The 18,809-nt window shown below is 71.9% G+C and carries 20 protein-coding genes; 10 read left to right on the top strand and 10 right to left on the bottom strand.

The features are described 5' to 3' along the window. Window positions 1–30 precede the first annotated feature (30 nt). On the top strand, window positions 31–1,245 hold the full coding sequence (locus AB3X52_RS04485) for a DUF4032 domain-containing protein (protein ID WP_367991700.1): 1,215 nt from the start codon (window positions 31–33) through the stop codon (window positions 1,243–1,245). Window positions 1,246–1,372: 127 nt separating this feature from the next. Here AB3X52_RS04485 and rlmB read toward each other — a convergent pair whose 3' ends face one another. Genes rlmB through shiA form a run of 4 tightly spaced genes read right to left on the bottom strand, consistent with a single transcriptional unit; the run spans window position 1,373 to window position 6,175 of the window. Then, window positions 1,373–2,350, bottom strand: a complete 978-nt coding sequence (rlmB, locus tag AB3X52_RS04480) for a 23S rRNA (guanosine(2251)-2'-O)-methyltransferase RlmB (RefSeq protein WP_367991698.1) — start codon at window positions 2,348–2,350, stop codon at window positions 1,373–1,375. After that, complete coding sequence (gene cysS / locus AB3X52_RS04475; protein WP_367991696.1) at window positions 2,350–3,729, bottom strand: cysteine--tRNA ligase; 1,380 nt, start codon at window positions 3,727–3,729, stop codon at window positions 2,350–2,352. The genes rlmB and cysS overlap by 1 nt, the downstream gene beginning before the upstream one ends. 47 nt (window positions 3,730–3,776) lie before the next feature. Continuing rightward, a complete protein-coding gene (locus AB3X52_RS04470) occupies window positions 3,777–4,817 on the bottom strand; it encodes a zinc-dependent alcohol dehydrogenase (protein WP_367991694.1) in 1,041 nt (346 codons plus the stop codon). After that, window positions 4,814–6,175: a shikimate transporter gene (shiA, locus tag AB3X52_RS04465; protein WP_367991692.1), complete on the bottom strand. Its 1,362-nt coding sequence runs from the start codon at window positions 6,173–6,175 to the stop codon at window positions 4,814–4,816. The genes AB3X52_RS04470 and shiA overlap by 4 nt, the downstream gene beginning before the upstream one ends. Window positions 6,176–6,304: 129 nt before the next feature. Between shiA and AB3X52_RS04460 the strand changes: the two genes are divergently transcribed. Further along, window positions 6,305–7,126 carry an IclR family transcriptional regulator domain-containing protein gene (locus tag AB3X52_RS04460; protein ID WP_367991690.1) on the top strand — a complete coding sequence of 274 codons (822 nt, stop codon included), beginning with the start codon at window positions 6,305–6,307 and terminating at the stop codon, window positions 7,124–7,126. Between the two features lie 34 nt (window positions 7,127–7,160). Here AB3X52_RS04460 and AB3X52_RS04455 read toward each other — a convergent pair whose 3' ends face one another. Continuing rightward, window positions 7,161–8,660 carry a molybdopterin-dependent oxidoreductase gene (locus tag AB3X52_RS04455; RefSeq protein WP_367991759.1) on the bottom strand — a complete coding sequence of 500 codons (1,500 nt, stop codon included), beginning with the start codon at window positions 8,658–8,660 and terminating at the stop codon, window positions 7,161–7,163. A 41-nt stretch (window positions 8,661–8,701) separates the two neighbouring features. On the opposite strand from AB3X52_RS04455, the gene ispF reads away from it, so the two are divergent. Further along, the gene (gene ispF / locus AB3X52_RS04450) at window positions 8,702–9,217 is read left to right on the top strand and encodes a 2-C-methyl-D-erythritol 2,4-cyclodiphosphate synthase (protein ID WP_367991688.1); all 516 of its coding nucleotides are present in this window, start codon (window positions 8,702–8,704) and stop codon (window positions 9,215–9,217) included. Here ispF and nirD read toward each other — a convergent pair. After that, window positions 9,190–9,555: a nitrite reductase small subunit NirD gene (nirD, locus tag AB3X52_RS04445; RefSeq protein WP_367991686.1), complete on the bottom strand. Its 366-nt coding sequence runs from the start codon at window positions 9,553–9,555 to the stop codon at window positions 9,190–9,192. The genes ispF and nirD overlap by 28 nt on opposite strands. Before the next feature lie 157 nt (window positions 9,556–9,712). On the opposite strand from nirD, the gene AB3X52_RS04440 reads away from it, so the two are divergent. After that, a complete protein-coding gene (locus AB3X52_RS04440; RefSeq protein ID WP_367991684.1) occupies window positions 9,713–10,402 on the top strand; it encodes an IspD/TarI family cytidylyltransferase in 690 nt (229 codons plus the stop codon). Between the two features lie 55 nt (window positions 10,403–10,457). On the opposite strand, the gene AB3X52_RS04435 is transcribed toward AB3X52_RS04440, so the two are convergent. Together AB3X52_RS04435 and AB3X52_RS04430 are read right to left on the bottom strand one after the other, a co-directional pair. Beyond that, window positions 10,458–11,024 carry a 2-C-methyl-D-erythritol 4-phosphate cytidylyltransferase gene (locus tag AB3X52_RS04435; protein WP_367991682.1) on the bottom strand — a complete coding sequence of 189 codons (567 nt, stop codon included), beginning with the start codon at window positions 11,022–11,024 and terminating at the stop codon, window positions 10,458–10,460. A 98-nt stretch (window positions 11,025–11,122) separates the two neighbouring features. Next, window positions 11,123–11,608, bottom strand: coding sequence for a CarD family transcriptional regulator (locus AB3X52_RS04430; protein ID WP_348858580.1), 486 nt, complete (start codon window positions 11,606–11,608; stop codon window positions 11,123–11,125). 225 nt (window positions 11,609–11,833) lie between these two features. Between AB3X52_RS04430 and AB3X52_RS04425 the strand changes: the two genes are divergently transcribed. The 3 genes from AB3X52_RS04425 to AB3X52_RS04415 are packed head-to-tail and all read left to right on the top strand — an operon-like array spanning window position 11,834 to window position 14,332. Then, window positions 11,834–12,886 carry a UbiA prenyltransferase family protein gene (locus AB3X52_RS04425; RefSeq protein WP_367991680.1) on the top strand — a complete coding sequence of 351 codons (1,053 nt, stop codon included), beginning with the start codon at window positions 11,834–11,836 and terminating at the stop codon, window positions 12,884–12,886. Between the two features lie 59 nt (window positions 12,887–12,945). Continuing rightward, window positions 12,946–13,569: a hypothetical protein gene (locus AB3X52_RS04420; protein ID WP_367991678.1), complete on the top strand. Its 624-nt coding sequence runs from the start codon at window positions 12,946–12,948 to the stop codon at window positions 13,567–13,569. Between the two features lie 4 nt (window positions 13,570–13,573). Next, on the top strand, window positions 13,574–14,332 hold the full coding sequence (locus tag AB3X52_RS04415) for a phosphoglyceromutase (protein ID WP_367991676.1): 759 nt from the start codon (window positions 13,574–13,576) through the stop codon (window positions 14,330–14,332). Window positions 14,333–14,419: 87 nt separating this feature from the next. Here the strand turns inward: AB3X52_RS04415 and phoU are convergent, their stop codons facing one another. Next, the gene (gene phoU / locus AB3X52_RS04410; protein ID WP_367991675.1) at window positions 14,420–15,070 is read right to left on the bottom strand and encodes a phosphate signaling complex protein PhoU; all 651 of its coding nucleotides are present in this window, start codon (window positions 15,068–15,070) and stop codon (window positions 14,420–14,422) included. 120 nt (window positions 15,071–15,190) lie between these two features. On the opposite strand from phoU, the gene AB3X52_RS04405 reads away from it, so the two are divergent. Next, window positions 15,191–16,372 (top strand): sensor histidine kinase, encoded by a 1,182-nt coding sequence (locus AB3X52_RS04405; protein WP_367991673.1) that lies wholly within the window; start codon window positions 15,191–15,193, stop codon window positions 16,370–16,372. Then, a complete protein-coding gene (locus AB3X52_RS04400; protein WP_367991671.1) occupies window positions 16,369–17,046 on the top strand; it encodes a response regulator in 678 nt (225 codons plus the stop codon). The genes AB3X52_RS04405 and AB3X52_RS04400 overlap by 4 nt, the downstream gene beginning before the upstream one ends. Before the next feature lie 128 nt (window positions 17,047–17,174). On the opposite strand, the gene AB3X52_RS04395 is transcribed toward AB3X52_RS04400, so the two are convergent. Next, window positions 17,175–17,603 carry an MmcQ/YjbR family DNA-binding protein gene (locus tag AB3X52_RS04395; protein WP_367991668.1) on the bottom strand — a complete coding sequence of 143 codons (429 nt, stop codon included), beginning with the start codon at window positions 17,601–17,603 and terminating at the stop codon, window positions 17,175–17,177. Window positions 17,604–17,721: 118 nt separating this feature from the next. On the opposite strand from AB3X52_RS04395, the gene AB3X52_RS04390 reads away from it, so the two are divergent. After that, window positions 17,722–18,804: a YeiH family protein gene (locus AB3X52_RS04390; RefSeq protein WP_367991666.1), complete on the top strand. Its 1,083-nt coding sequence runs from the start codon at window positions 17,722–17,724 to the stop codon at window positions 18,802–18,804. Window positions 18,805–18,809: the final 5 nt, after the last annotated feature.

The following is an 18,809-nucleotide window of genomic DNA, read 5'->3' as shown; positions in this document are numbered from 1 at the left end:
GGACGTCCCGGAGGGCACTAGTCTCGCAGCATGGCACTGCGCATCGTCGCGAGTCGCCCTGACCCCGGGATCGTGAGCCTGCCCTGGACGACGCCGCTCGGGGAGTGGGGGGACGAGGTCGTCGTACCCCTCGCCCAGGGCATCTCCCGCCACGTCGTCCGGATCGTCCGGCTGGGCGAGCGGATCTACGCGGTCAAGGAGACCCAGGAACCGATCGCCTTCCGCGAATACCGCACCCTGCGCGACCTCCAGCGCCTCGGCCTGCCGACCGTCGTCCCGCACGCCGTGGTCACGGGGCGCGTCGACGCCGCCGGCGAGGAGCTCCCGGCCGCGCTGATGACGGTGCACCTGCCGTTCTCGCTCCCCTACCGCGCGCTCTTCCAGCACGGTCTCACCAGCGACCGCCTGCCGACCCTCGTCGACGCCCTCGTCGTGCTGCTCGTGCGCCTGCACCTCGCCGACTTCTACTGGGGCGACGTGTCGCTCTCCAACGTGCTGTTCCGGCGCGACGCGGGCGGGTTCGCGGCCTACCTCGTCGACGCCGAAACCGGCGAGCTCCGGGAGACTCTCGCGGACCGGATGCGGGAGTGGGACCTCGAGGTGGCCTGCGAGAACGTGTACGGCGAGCTGCTGGATCTCCAAGCCACGGGCGCCGTCCCCGCCGACGAGACGCCGGACGCGATCGTCGAGCGGCTGCGCCGCCGGTATGCGGACCTGTGGACCGAGCTGACCACGACCCAGGAGTTCTCCACCGACCAGATGTGGGCGCTCGAGCAGCGGATCGAGCGGCTCAACGAGCTCGGCTTCGACGTGGAGGAGCTCGACATCGTCACCGACTACGACCGCGACACGATCCAGGTGTGTCCGCGCGTCGTCGAGGCCGGCCACCACCGCCGGGAGCTTCGTGGCCTCACCGGTCTCGACGTCGAGGACGAGCAGGCCCGTCGGATCCTCAACGACATCGCCGCCTACACCGTCTCGCGCGACCTCGGCGGACTCCCCCGCGAGGTCGTCGCCCAGCGCTGGCTCGCGGAGATCTATGAGCCGATCCTGGCGATGATCCCGCTGCAGGCCCGCGGCAAGCTCGAGCCGGCGCAGATGTTCCACGAGATCCTCGAGCACCGCTGGTTCATGTCCGAGCGCCGCGGCTCCTACATCAAGCTCCTCGACGCCGCGCGCGACTACTTCGCCTCGGTCATCCACGAGCGCCCCGAGGAGGCCCTCACCGCCCCGGGCGAGGCCTGACGAGCGGTCGGGCGCGCGCCCAGCAAAGTGTCACGGTGACAGTTTGCGCCACAGGTGACAGTTCGCAGCTGTCACCTGTTGCCCAACGTGTCACGGTGACACTTTGGCCAACCCGAATCGCGACGCCTCAGGCGCGCGCCTGCGCGACGGCGTAGAGCACCACGGACGCGGCGACGCCGGCGTTGAGCGACTCGACGGAGTTGGCCATCGGGATGGAGACGATCTGGTCGCACGTCTCCGCGACCAGGCGGGAGAGGCCGCCGCCCTCGGCGCCGACGACCACGACGAGCGGACCGCTCGCCAGGCTGTCGGGCGCGCCGAGCTCGGGCAGCGAGAGGTCGCCGTCCATGTCGAGCCCGACGACCATGCAGCCGGCGTCCTGGTAGGCCTTGAGCTGCCGGGTCATGTTCACCGTCTGGGCCACCGGGATGCGCGCCGCGGCACCGGCCGAGGTCTTCCACGCAGCCGCGGTCATGCCGGCGGCGCGGTTGGTCGGGATCACCACACCGTGGGCGCCGAACGCGGCGGCGGAGCGGACGATCGCCCCCAGGTTGCGCGGGTCGGTGACGTGGTCGAGCGCCACGACCAGCGCTGGCTCGCCCGCCTCGGAGGCGGCGTCGAGCAGGTCGTCGGCGTGGGCGTACTCGTACGCCGGCACGCGGGCCGCCAGCCCCTGGTGACCGTTGAACCCGGTGAGCCGGTCGAGCTCCGTCTTCGCCACCTCGAGCAGCGAGATGCCGGCCTCCGCAGCGATCTGGAACGCCTCCCGGAGCCGGCCGTCGCGCTCGGCCCCCTCGGCGACATAGACGCCGTTGACCGGGACGCCCTCGCGCAGCGCCTCGACGACGCTGTTGCGGCCGATGATCCACTCCGCATCCGAACTGGTCCGCTTGCGCGGACCCGCGCCCTTGCCGCCCCGCTTCGCGGCGGAGCGATCGGCGAGCTCCGCCGCGCGATAGGCCTTGTGGTAGGGCCGGTCCTTCGCCTTCGGCGTCGGTCCCTTGCCTTCGAGTCCGCGGCGGCGCTGGCCGCCGGAGCCGACCTGCTGGCCCTTCTTGGTGCCGGACTTGACGATCGCGCCGCGGCGCTTGCTGTTGCCTGCCATCAGGAGATGCTCCACTTCGGGCCGTCGGGGGTGTCCTCGATCTCGACGCCGGCGGCCTTGAGCCGGTCGCGGATCGCGTCGGCGCGCGTCCAGTCCTTCGCCGCACGGGCGGCGGCGCGCTCCTCGAGCAGCCCTGCGACGAGCACGTCGACCGCGTCGACGAGCTTCTCGTCCGCGCCGCCCGCGGTGCTCGCCCAGGCCTCGTCCGCGGGGTCGAGCCCGAGGACGTCGAGCATCGCCCGGACCGCCGCGACGTACGGCGCCGGGTCGCTCGCCCGGTTGCCCTCGCGGACGGTGTCATGGAGGACCGCCACGGCCGCCGGCGTACCAAGGTCGTCGTCCATCGCCGCGACGAACGCCGCCGGCAGCTCGCCGACCGGCGCCTCGGGGGCGCGCTCGATGAAGCGCTCCACGCGCTGGAACGCGCTGGCCGCCTCATCGAGCGCGTCGAAGCTGAACTCGACGTGGGAGCGGTAGTGCGCGGCGACGAGGTAGTAGCGCAGCTCGAGACCGCGGTAGCGCTTGAGCACCTCGGGGATGACGAGCGAGTTGCCCAGCGACTTCGACATCTTCTCGCCGGCGGTGGTGATCCACGCGTTGTGCAGCCAGTACGACGCGAACGGTCGCCCTGCGGCACGTGACTGCGCCTGCTCGTTCTCGTGGTGCGGGAAACGCAGGTCGAGACCGCCGCCGTGGATGTCGAACGCCGGGCCGAGGTACTTCCCCGCCATCGCGGAGCACTCGATGTGCCAGCCCGGGCGCCCGCGGCCCCACGGGCTCGGCCAGGAGGCGGTCTCGGGCTCGGACTCCTTGCGCCCCTTCCACAGGGCGAAGTCCCGCGGGTCACGCTTGCCGCGCGGGTCGGCGTCCTCGGCCGCGACCATCTCGTCGACGCGCTGGCCCGAGAGCTCGCCGTACGCCGGCCAGGTCCGGACGTCGAAGTAGACGTCGCCCGAGCCGTCCTCGGCGGCGTACGCGTGGCCCTTCTCGATGAGCTCGGCGATGAGCTCGATCATCTCGGGGGTGTGGCCGGTGGCGAGCGGCTCATAGGTCGGCGCCGCGACGTTGAGGGCGGCGTAGGCACGGTCGAGCTCGCGCTTCATCGCGTAGGCGAGGTTGTACCAGGGCCGGCCCTGCTCGGCGCTCTTGGCGAGGATCTTGTCGTCGATGTCGGTGACGTTGCGGATGAACGTCACCGCATAGCCCGAGGCGCGCAGCCAGCGCTGCAGCACATCGAAGTTCACGCCGCTGCGCACATGGCCCACGTGAGGCTCGGACTGCACGGTGAGGCCGCAGACGTAGAGCGACGCCTTCCCCTCCTCGAGGGGGACGAAGTCGCGGACTTCGCGGGTCGCGGTGTCATACAGCCTCAGGGTCACCCGGCAAGTCTAGGGAAGCGCCTGCTCACATCACGAAGCCTCGAGCGTCACCCGCGCGATCGCAGGTCGAGCCAGGGCTTTCCCGGCCGCCCTTGGAGGTCTGCGAGGAGCGCGGGCGCGTCGTCGATCGACGCCCCGGGCCGCAGCAGCTCCCCCGGCCTGATGGCGCCCCGTCCGATGAGGTCCATCACGGCGGCGAAGTCACGCGGGTGGTCATAGATGAACGAGCCGACGACGGTCAGCTGGCGCTGGACCAGCTGGAGGCTTGTCAGACCCAGGGGCGCCGAGCTCTCGCCGACGACGGTGACCTTGCCACCGACCGCGATGTGGTCGATGACGCCGGCCAGCGCCGCGGGCGCACCGGTCGTGTCGAAGACGTACGCCGCCTGCCACTCGCTCGCCGGCACAGGCTGTGCCCCCTGACGGACCGCGAGGTCGACCCGCTCAGGACGGATGTCGGTGACGAGCGGCCGCACCCCGACGGCCCGGAGACACTGGACGGCGAAGAGCCCTTGGGCGCCCGCCCCCAGCACGACGGCGGAGGCTCCGGCCGTGATGCCGGAGCGCCGAACGGCCGCTGCCGCGACACTGGCGGGCTCGACGCAGACGAGGTCCTCGACGCGCGCACCGGCCGGAGCGCGGTGCACGAACTCCGCCGGGTGCAGGACCATGTCCGTCATGAAGCCCGGTTGGGTCAGCACCCCGCTGCTGCGTCGGTGAGCGCACCGCGAGGTGTGCCCGGCTTCGCAGGCCGCACAGGTCAGATCCGGGAGGTTCGGCTCCAGCACGACCAGGTCTCCGGCGGCCGCTCCGCGCACGCCCGGGCCGACGCGGCGTACCTCGCCGACCGCCTCGTGCCCGAGGAGCCACGGCGTCGTCGGGACCGCCCGACGTCCGGACGCTAGGGCTGCGTCCGTCCCGCACAGGCCGACACCCAGGATGCGCACCAGCACCTGACCGATGCCCGGGTCACCGGGAAGCGGAAGGTCGTGACGGACGCGCACGCCACCGTCCGCCTCGACGACCACACCGCGCATCGTGCGCAACCCGGCGCCCGGGGCGACAGTTCCGCGCTCGGCGATGCTCATGCCGCGGCCACCCGCTCGTCGGCGAGGTGCTCACGGACGCCGTCTCGGCCTCGCAGCCGCAGGGCGATGAGGAGCGATGCTGCGCAGCCCACCGTGAGGTACGCCGCGACGAGGTACCACGTGCCACCGCCGAGCGCCACGAGGGCGGTCGCGATGAAGGGTGTGAACCCGCCCGCCACCGCGCTGGCGAGCTGGTATCCGAACCCGGCTCCGCTGTAGCGGAACTCCGGCGCGAAGAGCTCAGTGAAGAGCGGCTGCTGCACGCTCACGATCGCGTCATGGGCCACGTTGACCAACAGGACGCCGAACACAACGACGAGCACGCTCGCGCCGGCTTGGAGGGAGAGGAAGAACGGGACCGCGCTGACGACGCCGACGGCAGCGCCGGAGAGGAACACCGGACCGCGGCCGAACCGGTCGGACAGGTAGGCGTAGAACGGGATCGTGACGATCCCGAGCCCGCCGGCGACCAGGGTCAGCCCGAGGATGAACGACCTGTCATAGCCGAACTCGTCGGTGGCGTAGCTGAGCGCGAAGGTCGTGACGATGTACATCGTGAAGAGCTCGCCGAGGCGCATGCCGAAGATCTGCAGGATCTCGCGCGGATGGCGCCGCAGCGCCTCCAGCACCGGCGACGCCGCCTTCACGGTCTCGTTCTCCACCGCACCGGACTCCTTCGCCTGCTCAAAGACCTTCGTCTCGGTCAGGCCGGACCGGATCCACAGGGCCACGAACGCCAGCCCGGCGCTCACGAGGAACGGGATCCGCCAGCCCCAGGAGTTGAACGCGTCGTCGGAGAGGACCCCACCGAGGAATGCGACCAGCCCGGTGGCGAGCAGCAGCCCGACGGAGTAGCCGACCTGGACCCCACTGGAGAAGAAGGCCCGCCACTTCGGCGGAGCGCTCTCCACGGCCATCAGGGCTGCCCCGCCCCACTCTCCGCCGACGGCGATGCCCTGGAGCACACGGAGGACGACGAGCAGGAGCGGCGCATACCAACCGATCTGCTGATAAGTGGGGAGGACACCGATCGCCGCGGTCGCCACTCCCATCAGGGCGACCGTCCACACGAGCATGCGCTTGCGGCCGAGCCGATCACCGAAGTGTCCGAACAGCGCTCCGCCGAGCGGGCGGAAGCAGAACCCGACTCCGAAGGTCGCGAAGGCGGCCAGGGTGCCGGCGCGGCTGCTCGCGTCGGGGAAGAAGGCCTTGTCGAAGACCAGCGCCGCGACGATGCCGTAGAGCAGGAAGTCGTACCACTCCAGGACGGCGCCCACGAACGAACCGAGCGCGGCCCGCCGTGACTGCCTCTGTGTTCCTGTCGTCACTGAAGGCTCCTTTGTGCGGATAGCGCACATCTGTGCGTTGACCGCCCAAATGTAGCGCCGGTCACACCGCCTGCCAAGACCGCGCACATTTGTGCGCATCGCGCACAAATGCTAGGTTGCGACCACGGCGCATCGCTGTGCCGACGGAGGGAGGACAGCGTGGCCCGCGTTTCCGACGAGCACGACTCGCCTGCCGAGGCGGAGTCGCTGGACGAAGCCCCGGCTCCGAAGCATTTCGTCCGCGCCGTCGCACGAGCGCTCGCGGTGATCCGCACCTTCGACGCCGGCCACCCACGACTGACCCTGAGCGAGGTGGCCACCCGTACCGGGCTCGACCGGGCGACGAGTCGACGCCTCCTGCTCACCCTCCGCGATCTCGGGTACGTCGAGCAGAGCCGCCGCGACTTCGCGCTCACGCCTCGGGTGCTCGAGCTCGGCTACAGCTACCTCTCGGGTGCGACCCTCGTCGAAGTGGCCCGACCCCACCTGCAACATCTGGCGGACCTGCTGCACGAGACCGCCTCCTTGAGCGTCCTCGACGGCGAGGACGTCGTCTATCTCGACCTGGCGAGCAGCCGACGCATCACCGCGGTCCAGATCAAGGTCGGGACCCGGTTCCCGGCGCACGCCACCTCGATGGGCCGCATCCTGCTCGGAGAGCTCCCCGAGGACGAGCTCGACGCCCTGCTCGAGCGAGCGACGCAGACCGGTCGCGGCGAGCGTACGCACCGATCGGCCGAGGAGCTGCGGTCGGAGATCCGCACCGCCCACGAGCGCGGCTGGGCCATCGTCGACCAGGAGCTCGAAGCGGGCCTGACCGGCATCGCTGCCCCGGTCCGCAGCCGCGACGGCGCGATCGTCGCCGCCATCAACGTCTCAGCCCACGGCGTGAGCGGCTCGATCGACGAGCTCGCCCGCGCCTACGTGCCGCCGTTGAAGCAGGCCGCCGAGGAGATCTCGCGCGACTACGTCCCGACGTAGCCGACGGCACGCCGGACGGCACACGAGCTTCCCCTCACGAAGCCTCGAAGGACACCTGGTGCCACCCGGTGGCGCCGTCGGGGACGACGTCGCGGCGAACGGAGGTCTGCACGGTGCCGTCGCGGTCGATGGCGCGTACGACGACCTGGTGGCTGCCCGGGTCGAGGTCGAGCGCCACGGACCACTGCACCCAGGTGTCGACGCTCGGCACCCGTCCCAGCCGGGCCCGCTGCCACGGGCCGCCGTCGAGGGCCACCTCGACCGCCGAGATGCCCGTCTCCTGCTCCCAGGCGACCCCGGCCACGGTGTAGCGCCCCGCGGACACCGTCGCGCCGGAGCGCGGCCGGTCGATCCGCGACGCCAGCTTGACCGGGCCGTCGACCGCCCAGCCGCGGAGGATCCAGTAGCCGACCGCCTTCGCCATCGTCGTGACCTCGAGGTCGACGACCCACTTGCAGGCGCTCACGTAGCCGTAGAGTCCCGGCACCAGGGTGCGGACCGGGAAGCCGTGCTCGACCGGGAGCGCGGCGCCGTTCATGGCGACCGCCAGGATGGCGGGCCGGCCCTCGGTCAGGGCCGCGAGCGGCGTACCGCAGGTCCAGCCGTCGTCCGAGGTCTGCAGCACCGCGTCGGCGCCGGCCTGCACGCCCGCCTCCGCGAGCAGGTCGCGCAGCCGCACGCCGGACCAGTAGGCGTTGCCGATCAGGTCGCCGCCGACCGGGTTGGAGACGCAGTTGAGCGTGATCCAGGCGTCGGTACGCCGCCGGGCGAGGAGGTCGTCGAAGCTCAGCTCGAGCGGCGTGTCGACGAGCCCGTGGATGCGCAGGCGCCAGTGCGCGGGGTCGACGTAGGGCGGCGTGATCGCGGTGTCGATGCGGTAGAAGTCGCGCGTCGGCGTGGCCCACGGCTGTGCGAGCCCGAGGTCGGCGCCCGCGGGGGCGGTGGGCCGTCGCAGGCCCGGGATGCGCAGCGCCGACCGCGCGGCCTCGACCTGACGCCGCGCCCGGCCGACGGCCGGGCTGACGGCCGCGACCACGATGGCGCCCGCCGCCACGGCGCCCGCGCGCAGCCAGAACCGTCGCCCCTCGCCGTCCGCCGTCGGCTCTCGGGTGGGATCGGCGAGGACGCTGAACAGCCCGACCCAGGTCAGGAAGCCGACCACGACCGGCACCTCGTCGCGCGCCCCCGTCCCGGGCTGAGCGGCGACGGCGAGACCGCCGACGACCGCCAGCATGGCGAAGCCGGTGACCCCCGCCATTCGCCAGCGCGTGGCGAGCCGGCCGATCAACAGGCATGCGGCCGCCACCACGACGACCACGGTGGCGACAAGGACCTGCTTGTCGTGGTGGCCGAACCACGAGATGCCCTGCTCGGCCGTGCCGCCCGGCAGCCGCACGATGACCTGCTCGGCGACCGCACTGACCGGGTCGTCCTTCGCCGCCAGCGCATGCGCCGCGAACCAGCTCGTCGCCAGCCCGGCGCCTCCGGCGAGCACCCCGGCGATCGGCCACGCCCGCCGGCGGGCGGCCCGCATCCTCGTCACGCCCTCCAGTGTGCCTGCGGCATGATCACGCCATGGCTTCCCCGCTCCCCCGTGTGGGCATCGGCACCGACGTGCACCAGCTCGCCGACGGCGTACCCATGCATCTCGCCGGTCTCGCCTTCCCCGACGAGCCACGCGGTCTCGCCGGCCACTCCGACGGCGACGTCGCCGCGCACGCGTGCTGCGACGCCCTGCTCTCGGCCGCCGGTCTCGGCGACCTGGGTTCGAACTTCGGTACGGCGGAGCCCGCGTGGGCCGGGGCCGCCGGCGTCACCCTGCTCGCCGAGACGGCGCGGCGGGTCCGGGCGGCCGGCTACGAGATCGGGAACGTCGCCGTGCAGGTGATCGGCAACCGGCCGAAGATCGGTCCACGACGCGAGGAGGCGCAGCAGGCGCTCTCGACTGCCGCCGGTGCGCCGGTGACGGTCACCGCGACCACCACCGACGGCCTCGGTCTCACCGGCCGCGGCGAGGGCGTCGCCGCCATCGCCACCGCGCTGATCGTCGCCGAGGGAAGCGCTCAGGCCGCGTCGCCGGCCTTCCGGTGACCGACGAGCACGGTGCCGTCGACGACCTTGACGAGGTAGGCGGGGACGGCGACGTGCTGGTCATCGAGGCAGCGCCCGGTGCGCAGGTCGAACGCGTGCCGGTGGACCGGCGAGGCGACGAACGGCACCTGCCCGCGCATGCCGACGATGCCCTTGGCGAGGACCGACGCCTTCGCGTAGGGATCGTGGTTGCCGAGCGCGTAGACGGTGTCGTCGGCCATCCGGAACAGGGCGACGGCCTGGCCGTGCACGAGCGCGGTGGCACCGCGCTCGACCTCGAGATCGTCCACCGTGCAGACCGGCTGCCAGCGTTCGCCGGCCCGCGCGCGGGGTGTCATGAGGACGTCGCCGGCCCGAGCAGCTTCGTCGACATCAGGGCCCTCCCTTCGGTCGCTTTGAACGTAGGGCGGACGTGTTCGACGGCTGTTTCGCTGTGTAACGGGCGTGAAAACAACCAGGGGCCGGCTCACGGCACGGCTCGGGTAGCCTCCGGCTGTGCCTGCCGCCCTCGTCCTCCTCGCCGCCGGCTCCGGCACCCGTGTCGGGGCCGGCGCCAACAAGATCCTGCTGCCGCTCGGTGACTCGACCGCGCTCGGCCGCTCGGTCGCCGCGGCGCTCGCCGTCGACGACGTCCACCGGATCGTGCTCGTCGTGCGCGACGGCGACCAGGAGGCGGTCGCCGACGCCGTCGTACCTCTCCTCGGCGAGCGCGAGGTCGCCGTCGTCGTCGGCGGCGCCACCCGGCACGCCTCCGAGCGGGCTGCCCTCGACGTGCTCCGCACCGACATCGTCTCCGGCGCGGTCGACGTGGTGGCGATCCACGACACGGCCCGCCCGGTGGCGCCCCCCGAGCTCTATGCCGCGACGATCGCGGCGGCCCGTGAGCACGGCGGCGCCATCCCGGTCGTCCCGCTCAGCGGCCTCGTCACCCGCGGACTCCGGCCGGCCGCGGAGGGGCGCAGGCTGGTCGGCGTGCAGACGCCGCAGTCGTTCCGGGCGACGGATCTCCTCACCGCCTACGACCGGGCGGCCACCGACGACTTCGACGGCACCGACACGGCCGCCTGCCTCGAGCGGTATGCGACCGACCCGGGCCTGCGCGTCGCCGCGGTCGCCGGCTCACCGCTCAACGTGAAGGTGACCTTCGTCGAGGATCTCGCCACGGCCGCCGCCCTGCTCGCCTGACTGCGTTCTGGCGCACGAGCGCCGAGCCGGCGTCCACGGACGCCGACTCGACGAGTCAGGGACGGGTGAGCGCCTCGAGCAGGCGTACGTCGTCGAGCGACGCGACCCGACGGCCCTCGGGCGGGGCCTCGAGCGTGACCACGGGGAAACGCGCGGCGAGCAACGACACGAGCTCGGCGAAGTCGGTCGTGGGCAGCTGGTCGAGCGCCTCCACGACGGCCGCGGGCAGCACGATGGGCGACGCGACCGAGAGCAGCGTGTCCCGGTCGACCGTCTCACCGACGTACGCGCCGTCGTCGGAGAGGGTCTTGACCGTGTCGGTGACGGGGCGTACGCCGACCACGACCGCGCCGCGCTCGACCGCTGTCGCGACGCACTGGGCGAGGAACGGCGCCGGCGTCATCGGGCACAACGCGTCGTGGAGCACGAACGGCTCGCCGGACTCGCGGACCTGCTCCCAGCCGGTGGTGAAGTCGAGCGGCGTCACACCGGCCTCGCCCAGCGCCCATACGGCCGCGACCAGGAGGGCCTCGCCGTGGATCAGGGCGAACGGCAGCGACCCGCGGTCGCTCTCCACCACGGTGCCGAGGGCGGGAGGGGCGTCGTCGTACTCGTCGATCACGCGGCCAACCTATCGGGGCCGGCGAGCCGCCCTCACACAGCAGAACGCCCCGGGCGTCTGCCCGGGGCGTTCTCGCGTTCTGCAGAGACCTGACATCGTCAGGAGGCAAGAACCTCATCCAAGAGGGCCTCAGCCTTGTCCTCATTGGTGTGCTCGCAGAGGGCCAGTTCGGAGACGAGGATCTGGCGCGCCTTGGCGAGCATGCGCTTCTCGCCGGCCGAGAGGCCCCGGTCGCGCTCACGGCGCCACAGGTCGCGCACGACCTCGGCCACCTTCATGACGTCGCCGCTGTGCAGCTTCTCGAGGTTGGCCTTGTAGCGGCGGGACCAGTTGGTCGGCTCCTCGACGTGCGCGGCGCGCAGGACCTCGAAGACACGGTCGAGGCCGTCCTTGTCGACGACGTCACGGACGCCGACGAGGTCGAGATTGTTGGCGGGAACCCGAACAACGAGGTCCTGCTGGGCGATGATCCTCAGAACGAGGTATTGCCGTTCCTCTCCCTTGATGGTCCGCATCTCGATGTCCTCGATGACAGCGGCCCCGTGGTTCGGGTAGACGACGGTCTCGCCGACGGTGAAAGTCATATGTCAGGTACCCCTTCCTAGACCATCCATCCTACCACGGTTTTCGACCACCTCTTGCCGCGTTTGCGCAGGTCAGGGGCACACTGGGGGCTTGACAGATCGCCTCGGCCTGTGGTGGCGGGATGTGACCGGGCGCACACGCCGGACCGCCGACGAGTCATTCCGGCACGCCGTTCCAGGCGTTTGGCATGGCCTTCGTCCACCCCGTGCCGGATACTGCGGGCCATGTCGAAGTCGCGTCCCTGGCAGCGCAAGGCCGCCGGAGCTCGGACCGAGGACGCCGCCGACCCGGCCGCGGAGGCGGCCGAGGGAACACCGGCAGCGACGTCGGACGAGGTCCGCCCCGACCCCGCACCCGCCGACGGTGCGGCGGACCGATCGTCCACGGCCGTCGAGGCCGCGGCGCAGCCCGCCGCGACGCAGGCCGCGCCGGCCGCGCCGGCCGGGCCCGCCGGGCCGGCCGGAACGATCTTCGACGACGAGACCGCCGGCGACGGGTCGGACGACGACCGCAGCACCGCCGGCGCAGCGGGCGACCGCACGCCCGCGGCCGGCGCCGTACGCCGCCATCGGGCGCGCGACTGGACGCCGTTCCTCCTCGTCCGCGCCGCCCACCCCCGCCAGGCCGTCCTCACCGCGGTCGGCATCACCGTCGCCGCCGCCCTGGCCGGCCGGCCCTCCCGCGAGCTGGCCCTGATCTTCGCGACCGTCCTGGTCGGCCAGTGCATCCTCGGCTGGCACAACGACCTCGTCGACGAGCCGGTCGACCTGGCCCACGAGCGGACCGGCAAGCCCATCTCCGACGGCCGCCTCGACCCGGGGACGGCCTGGTTCACGCTGTGCTGCGGGGTGCTGCTCGTCGTACCCCTCGCCGTGTCCAACGGCGTCGTGGCCGGGCTCTGCTACCTCGCCTCGGTCGTCGTCGGGATGATCGGCAACGTCGTCCTCCGACGCGGCCTGCTCTCCTTCGTCCCCTGGGCGGTCTCGTTCGCGCTCTACCCCGCCTTCCTCTCCTACGGCGGCTGGGGCGGCTCCGCGCACGGCCCGGCACCGGAGATCGTGATGGTGGTCCTGAGCGCGCTGCTCGGCGTGGGCGTGCACGTGCTGCTGGCGCTGTGGGGGCTGGTCGCCGACAACGACGACGGCTGGACCTACCTCCCGCTCAAGCTCGGCCTCCGCATGGGCGCCGGGCGCCTGCTGACCCTGTCGCTGATCTATGCGCTCGTCGTGACCGCCGCACTCCTCTACGCGGGCCACGAGGTGGGACTCTCGCAGTGACGACCGCTCGGACGGACCTCGCGTTCACCGCCCCCGACCCGACCGCTAGGCTGTCGGCCGTGACGACCAGTGTTCGACCGCACCTGCGACGCAAGCTCGCCCTCGTCGGGGGCCTCGCCGTTCTCGCCGTCCCGGCGCTCAGCGCGTGCGGCAGCTTCGACTACGCCACCGACCGTCCGAACGTGATCGCCAACGGCGGCTACAACATGGACAGCAACGTCCGCGTCAACGCGGCCCGGATCGTGAGCCCGCGGGCCGGGAAGGGCGTCTTCATCGCGACGTTCACCCTCAACCCGACAATCGGCGCCGCGACGGCCGGCTCGCCGAACCCGTCGTTCACGGGTCTCGAGACCTCGGCGGACGCCAAGCAGACCGTCCAGGCCAAGGGTGGCTTCGACATCCAGATCGGCAACGCGGGCCTGGTCAACCTCGCCGACCCCTCGACCGGTGGCGTGGTCGTCACCGGCGACTTCAAGCCCGGCGACGTCGTCCCGCTGACGCTCTCGTTCAGCGACGGCGACAAGGCGACGGTCCAGGTCCCGGTCGTCACCCAGTGCGGTGCTTATGCGTCGGTCGTCCCGCTCGGCAAGAAGTCCCCGCTCCCGGCCCCGGAGGCCACCGGCGACACCTCGACCGACCCCTACTCCTGCACCTATCCGTCGGTCGGCCCGTACGGCGAGTGACGCGATGACCTACACGCTCGTCCTGCTGCGTCACGGCGAGAGCGAGTGGAACGCGCTCAACCTCTCCACGGGCTGGGTCGACGTCGCGCTCTCGGAGAAGGGCCGCGCGGAGGCCGTCGCCGGCGGCAGGCTGCTCGCCGACAAGGGTCTGCTCCCCGACGTCGTCCACACCTCGCTGCTGCGCCGGGCGATCAACACCGCCGCGATCGCCCTCGACGTGTGCGACCGCCACTGGATCCCCGTCGCGCGGTCGTGGCGCCTCAACGAGCGTCACTACGGCGCCCTCCAGGGCAAGAACAAGAGCGAGACACTGCAGAAGTTCGGCGAGGAGCAGTTCCAGCTCTGGCGTCGTTCCTACGACGTACCCCCGCCGCCGCTGGCCGACGACGACGAGTTCTCCCAGGTCGGTGACCCGCGGTACGCCGCCGAGCTCGGCGGCCCCGGCGACGACCTGCCCCGCACCGAGTGCCTCAAGGACGTCGTCGAGCGGATGCTCCCCTACTGGGAGTCCGGCATCGTGCCCGACCTCAAGGCCGGGAAGACCGTCCTCGTGACCGCCCACGGCAACAGCCTCCGCGCGCTGGTCAAGCACCTCGACGGCATCTCCGACACCGACATCGCCGCGCTCAACATCCCGACGGCGCAGCCGCTGGTCTACCGCCTCGACGAGTCGCTGACGCCGATCGTCGCCGGCGGTGAGTACCTCGACCCCGAGGCCGCCGCGGCCGCTGCCCTCGCCGTCGCCAACCAGGGCAAGCAGTAGCAGTCAGCCCGTGCGGACGGCGCCAAGCGCACGTCCGGTCGCCGAGTCGGCGTACCTGTCCGCCGACTCGGCCGTGCCTGGCATGACTCAGGCGACGGTGGGCTGCTCGCCGGTGACGACGAAGACGACCCGGCCGGCGACGGAGACGGCATGGTCGGCGATGCGCTCGTAGTAGCGCCCGAGCAGCGCGATGTCGACGGCCGCCTCGATGCCGCTCGTCCACTCCGAGCCGAGCATCTCGGCGAAGGACGCCCGACGCAGCTTGTCCATTTCCTCGTCGTCCGCCCGCAGCTCGGCTGCGGCATCGACGTCCCGCTCGCGGATCACGTCCGCGGTGCGGGCGACCATGCTCTCGGCGATCTCCGCCATCCGGCCGATGATCGGCGCACACTGCGCGGGGACGGCGATGTGCGGCGTACGAAGGCGAGCGATCTTGGCGACGTGCACCGAGAGGTCGCCCATCCGCTCGAGGTCGGAGACCATCCGGAGGGCGGCGACGACGACGCGGAGGTCACCGGCGACCGGCGCCTGCAGGGAGAGGATGGCGAGCGCGTTGTCCTCCACCCGCTCGCGGGCCGCGTCGATGGCCGCGTCGCCGCTGATCGCCCGCTCCGCGAGATCGGCGCGGCCGGTGAGCAGGGCGTCCGTCGCGATGCGGACGGCGGTCCGCACCTGGTCGCAGATGTCGGCGAGATCGTCGAAGACCGAGTCGAGCTGGTCGTGGAAGGCAGTGCGCATGTCCGCACGGTAACCACTCGAAGTGACCGGTACGGCGCTTCTGGTGAACCCTCGGTGAACGTTCACCCCACGGGGTCTCTCTGGCACGGAGCAGGTGGATGATGGCCTTACGCTTGGGTCGTGGATTCGACGACGCAGGCGTTCCTCGCTGCGCTCCTCGGAGCCGTCGTTGCGGCTGCCGGCGTGCTCGCCTGGCACATCAGCGACCGTGAGCAGCACCGCGTCCCGGTCGTCGAGGAACCCGTCGTCCCTCCCGAGGTGGCCACCGTGCTCTCCGTGCTCCGCAGCAGCGCGGTCGTCGTCGGTGACGACGACGTCGTCCTGAAGGCGTCCGCGCCGGCGTACGCCCTCGGTCTGGTGCGCGGCTCCGCCCTGCTCTCCCCCGACCTCGCCGACCTGGTCCGCCTGGTCCGCCGCGACGGGCAGATCCGCGAGACCGAGCTGGTGATGGAGCGACCCGGCGCGCCGGCGCGTCACGTCACCGCCCGCATCGCCCCGCTCGGCTCACGGCTCGTGCTCGCGCTCGTGGAGGACCGCACCCGCGAGCGCCGCGTCGAGGCCGTCCGGCGCGACTTCGTCGCCAACGTCAGCCACGAGCTCAAGACGCCGGTCGGCGCCATCCGCGTGCTCGCCGACGCCGTGGCCGACGCGGCCGACGACCCCGAGGCCGTACGCCGGTTCGCGGGCCGCATGCTCACCGAGAGCGACCGTCTCACCCAGCTCGTCCAGCAGATCATCGAGCTCTCCCGTCTCCAGGGCGACGACCCGCTCGAGGCGCCGGTCGCGGTCGACGTCGACGGCGTCATCGCGAGCGCCATCGACACCAGCGCCGTCGACGCACAGCGCAAGGGCATCTCGGTGGTCGCCGCCGGCGCGTCCGGGCTGCAGGTCTTCGGCAACGAGGAACAGGTCCTCGCCGCGGTCACCAACCTGGTCGCCAACGCGGTCGCCTACTCCGACGCCGGTTCGAGCGTCACCGTGACGACGCAGGCGACGGACGGCTCGGTCGAGATCTCCGTCGTCGACCAGGGCATCGGCATCCCCTCCGACGAGATCGACCGCATCTTCGAGCGGTTCTACCGCGTCGACCCGGCCCGCCACCGCTCCACCGGCGGCACCGGCCTCGGCCTCTCGATCGTCAAGCACGTCGCCGCCACCCATGGCGGCGAGGTCAAGGTCTGGTCCGTGGAGGGCCAGGGCTCGACCTTCACTCTCACCCTGCCCCAGCACCTTCCGTCGGACTCCCGCACCAGCGGGCAGACCATGGTCCCGACGGCCACCACCAAGGAGGAAAGCCCGTGACTCGGGTACTCGTTGTCGAGGATGAGCAGAGCTACAGCGAGGCGCTCTCCTACATGCTGCGCAAGGAGGGGTTCGAGGTCGCCGTGGCCGAGGACGGTGCCGACGCGCTCAAGGAGTTCGACCGCAACGGCGCCGACATCGTCCTGCTCGACCTCATGCTGCCCGGGATCCCGGGCACCGAGGTCTGCCGCCAGATCCGGGCCACGTCATCGGTCCCGGTGATCATGGTCAGCGCCAAGGACGACGAGGTCGACAAGGTGGTCGGCCTCGAGCTCGGCGCCGACGACTACGTCACCAAGCCGTACTCGCCCCGTGAGCTGGTCGCCCGCATCCGCGCCGTCCTGCGCCGCGGGCAGGAGCCCGACCTCGCCCCCGCCACGCTCGAGGCGGGCCCGGTCAGGATGGACGTCGAGCGCCATGTCGTCACCGTGGACGGCCAGGAGCAGCGCCTCCCCCTCAAGGAGTTCGAGCTCCTCGAGATGTTCCTGCGCAACCCCGGCCGCGTCCTGACCCGCGGCCAGCTCATCGACCGGGTGTGGGGCTCCGACTACGTCGGAGACACCAAGACGCTCGACGTCCACGTCAAGCGACTGCGCGCCAAGCTCGAGCCGGACCCCAGCGAGCCGAAGTTCCTCGTCACGGTGCGCGGGCTGGGCTACAAGCTCGACCTCTGACCGTCCGGCGGCGGGAGCGCCGAAGTGTCACCGTGACAGTTCGCGGCGTAGGTGACAGTTGGCACGTGTCACCGAAGGCAGGAACTATCACGGTGACACTTTGGTCCACGTCGCCGATCGCGGTCGCGCTAGGAGGCGTCGACCGGCGGCCCGTTCTCCGCGAGCCACGCGTCCGCGCGGCGCCGTGAGGCCCGGGCGAGCCAGGCGTCCTGGACGATCTCGGTGAGCTCCTCGAGGCTGATCTCGCCGAGCCGCGACCCCCGCAGCAGGACCGACGGGTGGCCGTCGAAGTGCGCGGTGGTGAAGTACGGCGTCGACGGGTCACGCACGAGCGCGTCCTTGTCGACCTCCGACCCGACCCAGAACATGATGACGTCGTCGTACCGCTCCCCCGTGACAGGATCGGCGGCGTCCGGCCGCGGCGTACGGAAGAAGACGAACGACTTCCGGCCGACCTGGTAGACCGGGTTGCCCTTCGGCCCGTGCTCCACCGTGACGTACGGCATCGCGCGGGCGAGCGCGTGCACGTCGTCGACCGTCGCTGGTCGGGATGCCATGGCGTCGACGATAGCCGCCGTCACCGGGAGAGCCGGTGACCGGTCACAGGGCGACCCTGTGAGATCACAGGAGCGCGCTCACTACTGCGGCCGGCGGTCCGCACGGAGACTGGTGACGATGAGCAAGAGCACCAGCCCTGCCCTCGCCTCGGCGTTCCCACCGCCGAGGGTGCTTCCGCACGTCCTTCGCGGGACGCCCCTCGGCCGCCTTCTCCCGGGTCTGGCCGCTGCGGTCGCCCTGGCCGTCGTCAGCACCGCCATCGGACGCGCCGTCCCGGTCCTCGGCAGCGCGGTCCCGGCCGTCGTGCTCGGTGCGGCGATCGCGACGGTCCGGCGGCCGGGTCCGCGGCTCGTGCCGGGACTGCAGTACGCCGGCAGTCGGGTGCTCCAGGTCGCCGTGGCGGTCCTCGGGCTGCGGCTCTCGCTCGGCCAGGTCGTCGAGGTGGGCGCCGCGTCGCTGCCGGTCATGCTCGGCACGCTCGCCGTCTGTCTGGTCGTCGCCCAGGTCGCGGGCCGGGGCCTCGGCGTCACCGGCGACCTGCGCATCCTGATCGGCTCGGGCACCGGGATCTGCGGCGCCTCGGCGATCGCCGCCGTCTCCCCCGTGATCGGCGCGGTGGGGGCCGACGTCGCCTACGCGATCTCGACGATCTTCGTCTTCAACATCGCCGCCGTGGTGGTCTTCCCGCTGGTGGGCCACGCCCTGGGTCTGAGCCAGCACGCCTTCGGTCTCTTCGCCGGCACTGCCGTCAACGACACCTCCTCGGTCGTGGCCGCAGCCTCGGCCTACGGCTCGGTCGCCGCCGACCATGCGGTCGTGGTGAAGCTGGTCCGCACCGTCATGATCGTCCCGGTCGTCCTGGTCCTGGCCGTGGTCACCAGGCGCCGCCGTACAGCACCCGGCACCGCGCCGGAACGACTCACGCCGCTGGGGGTCGTCCGGCTGGTGCCGTGGTTCCTGCTCGCCTTCCTGCTCATGGCTGCCATCGACTCCCTCGGTCTCGTGCCGGCCCACGCCGACCCCGGCATCGCCGCGGTCTCGACGTTCCTGATCACCGTGGCGCTCGCCGGGATCGGGCTCTCGACGGACCTGCCCGCGTTGCGACGCACCGGGCCCCGGCCGCTCGTCCTCGGTGCGGTCCTGTGGGTGACCGTCTCGGTCGTCAGCCTCGGCATCCAGGCGTTCACCACCGGCTGGTGAGGCTC

Source organism: Nocardioides eburneus (genome assembly GCF_040838215.1).
Taxonomy (GTDB): Bacteria; Actinomycetota; Actinomycetes; order Propionibacteriales; family Nocardioidaceae; genus Nocardioides; species Nocardioides eburneus.
The sequence above is the reverse complement of the archived record's forward strand: the minus strand, read 5'-3'. Positions and strand labels throughout refer to the sequence as shown.

Coding starts and splice junctions, on each gene's coding strand:
- AB3X52_RS04485 (WP_367991700.1), top strand. CDS start 31: ATGGCACTGCGCATCGTCGCGAGTCGCCCTGACCCCGGGATCGTGAGC.
- rlmB (WP_367991698.1), bottom strand. CDS start 2,350: ATGGCAGGCAACAGCAAGCGCCGCGGCGCGATCGTCAAGTCCGGCACC.
- AB3X52_RS04470 (WP_367991694.1), bottom strand. CDS start 4,817: ATGAGCATCGCCGAGCGCGGAACTGTCGCCCCGGGCGCCGGGTTGCGC.
- shiA (WP_367991692.1), bottom strand. CDS start 6,175: ATGTGCGCTATCCGCACAAAGGAGCCTTCAGTGACGACAGGAACACAG.
- AB3X52_RS04455 (WP_367991759.1), bottom strand. CDS start 8,660: ATGCGGGCCGCCCGCCGGCGGGCGTGGCCGATCGCCGGGGTGCTCGCC.
- ispF (WP_367991688.1), top strand. CDS start 8,702: ATGGCTTCCCCGCTCCCCCGTGTGGGCATCGGCACCGACGTGCACCAG.
- nirD (WP_367991686.1), bottom strand. CDS start 9,555: ATGACACCCCGCGCGCGGGCCGGCGAACGCTGGCAGCCGGTCTGCACG.
- AB3X52_RS04430 (WP_348858580.1), bottom strand. CDS start 11,608: ATGACTTTCACCGTCGGCGAGACCGTCGTCTACCCGAACCACGGGGCC.
- AB3X52_RS04425 (WP_367991680.1), top strand. CDS start 11,834: ATGTCGAAGTCGCGTCCCTGGCAGCGCAAGGCCGCCGGAGCTCGGACC.
- AB3X52_RS04415 (WP_367991676.1), top strand. CDS start 13,574: ATGACCTACACGCTCGTCCTGCTGCGTCACGGCGAGAGCGAGTGGAAC.
- phoU (WP_367991675.1), bottom strand. CDS start 15,070: ATGCGCACTGCCTTCCACGACCAGCTCGACTCGGTCTTCGACGATCTC.
- AB3X52_RS04395 (WP_367991668.1), bottom strand. CDS start 17,603: ATGGCATCCCGACCAGCGACGGTCGACGACGTGCACGCGCTCGCCCGC.
- AB3X52_RS04390 (WP_367991666.1), top strand. CDS start 17,722: ATGAGCAAGAGCACCAGCCCTGCCCTCGCCTCGGCGTTCCCACCGCCG.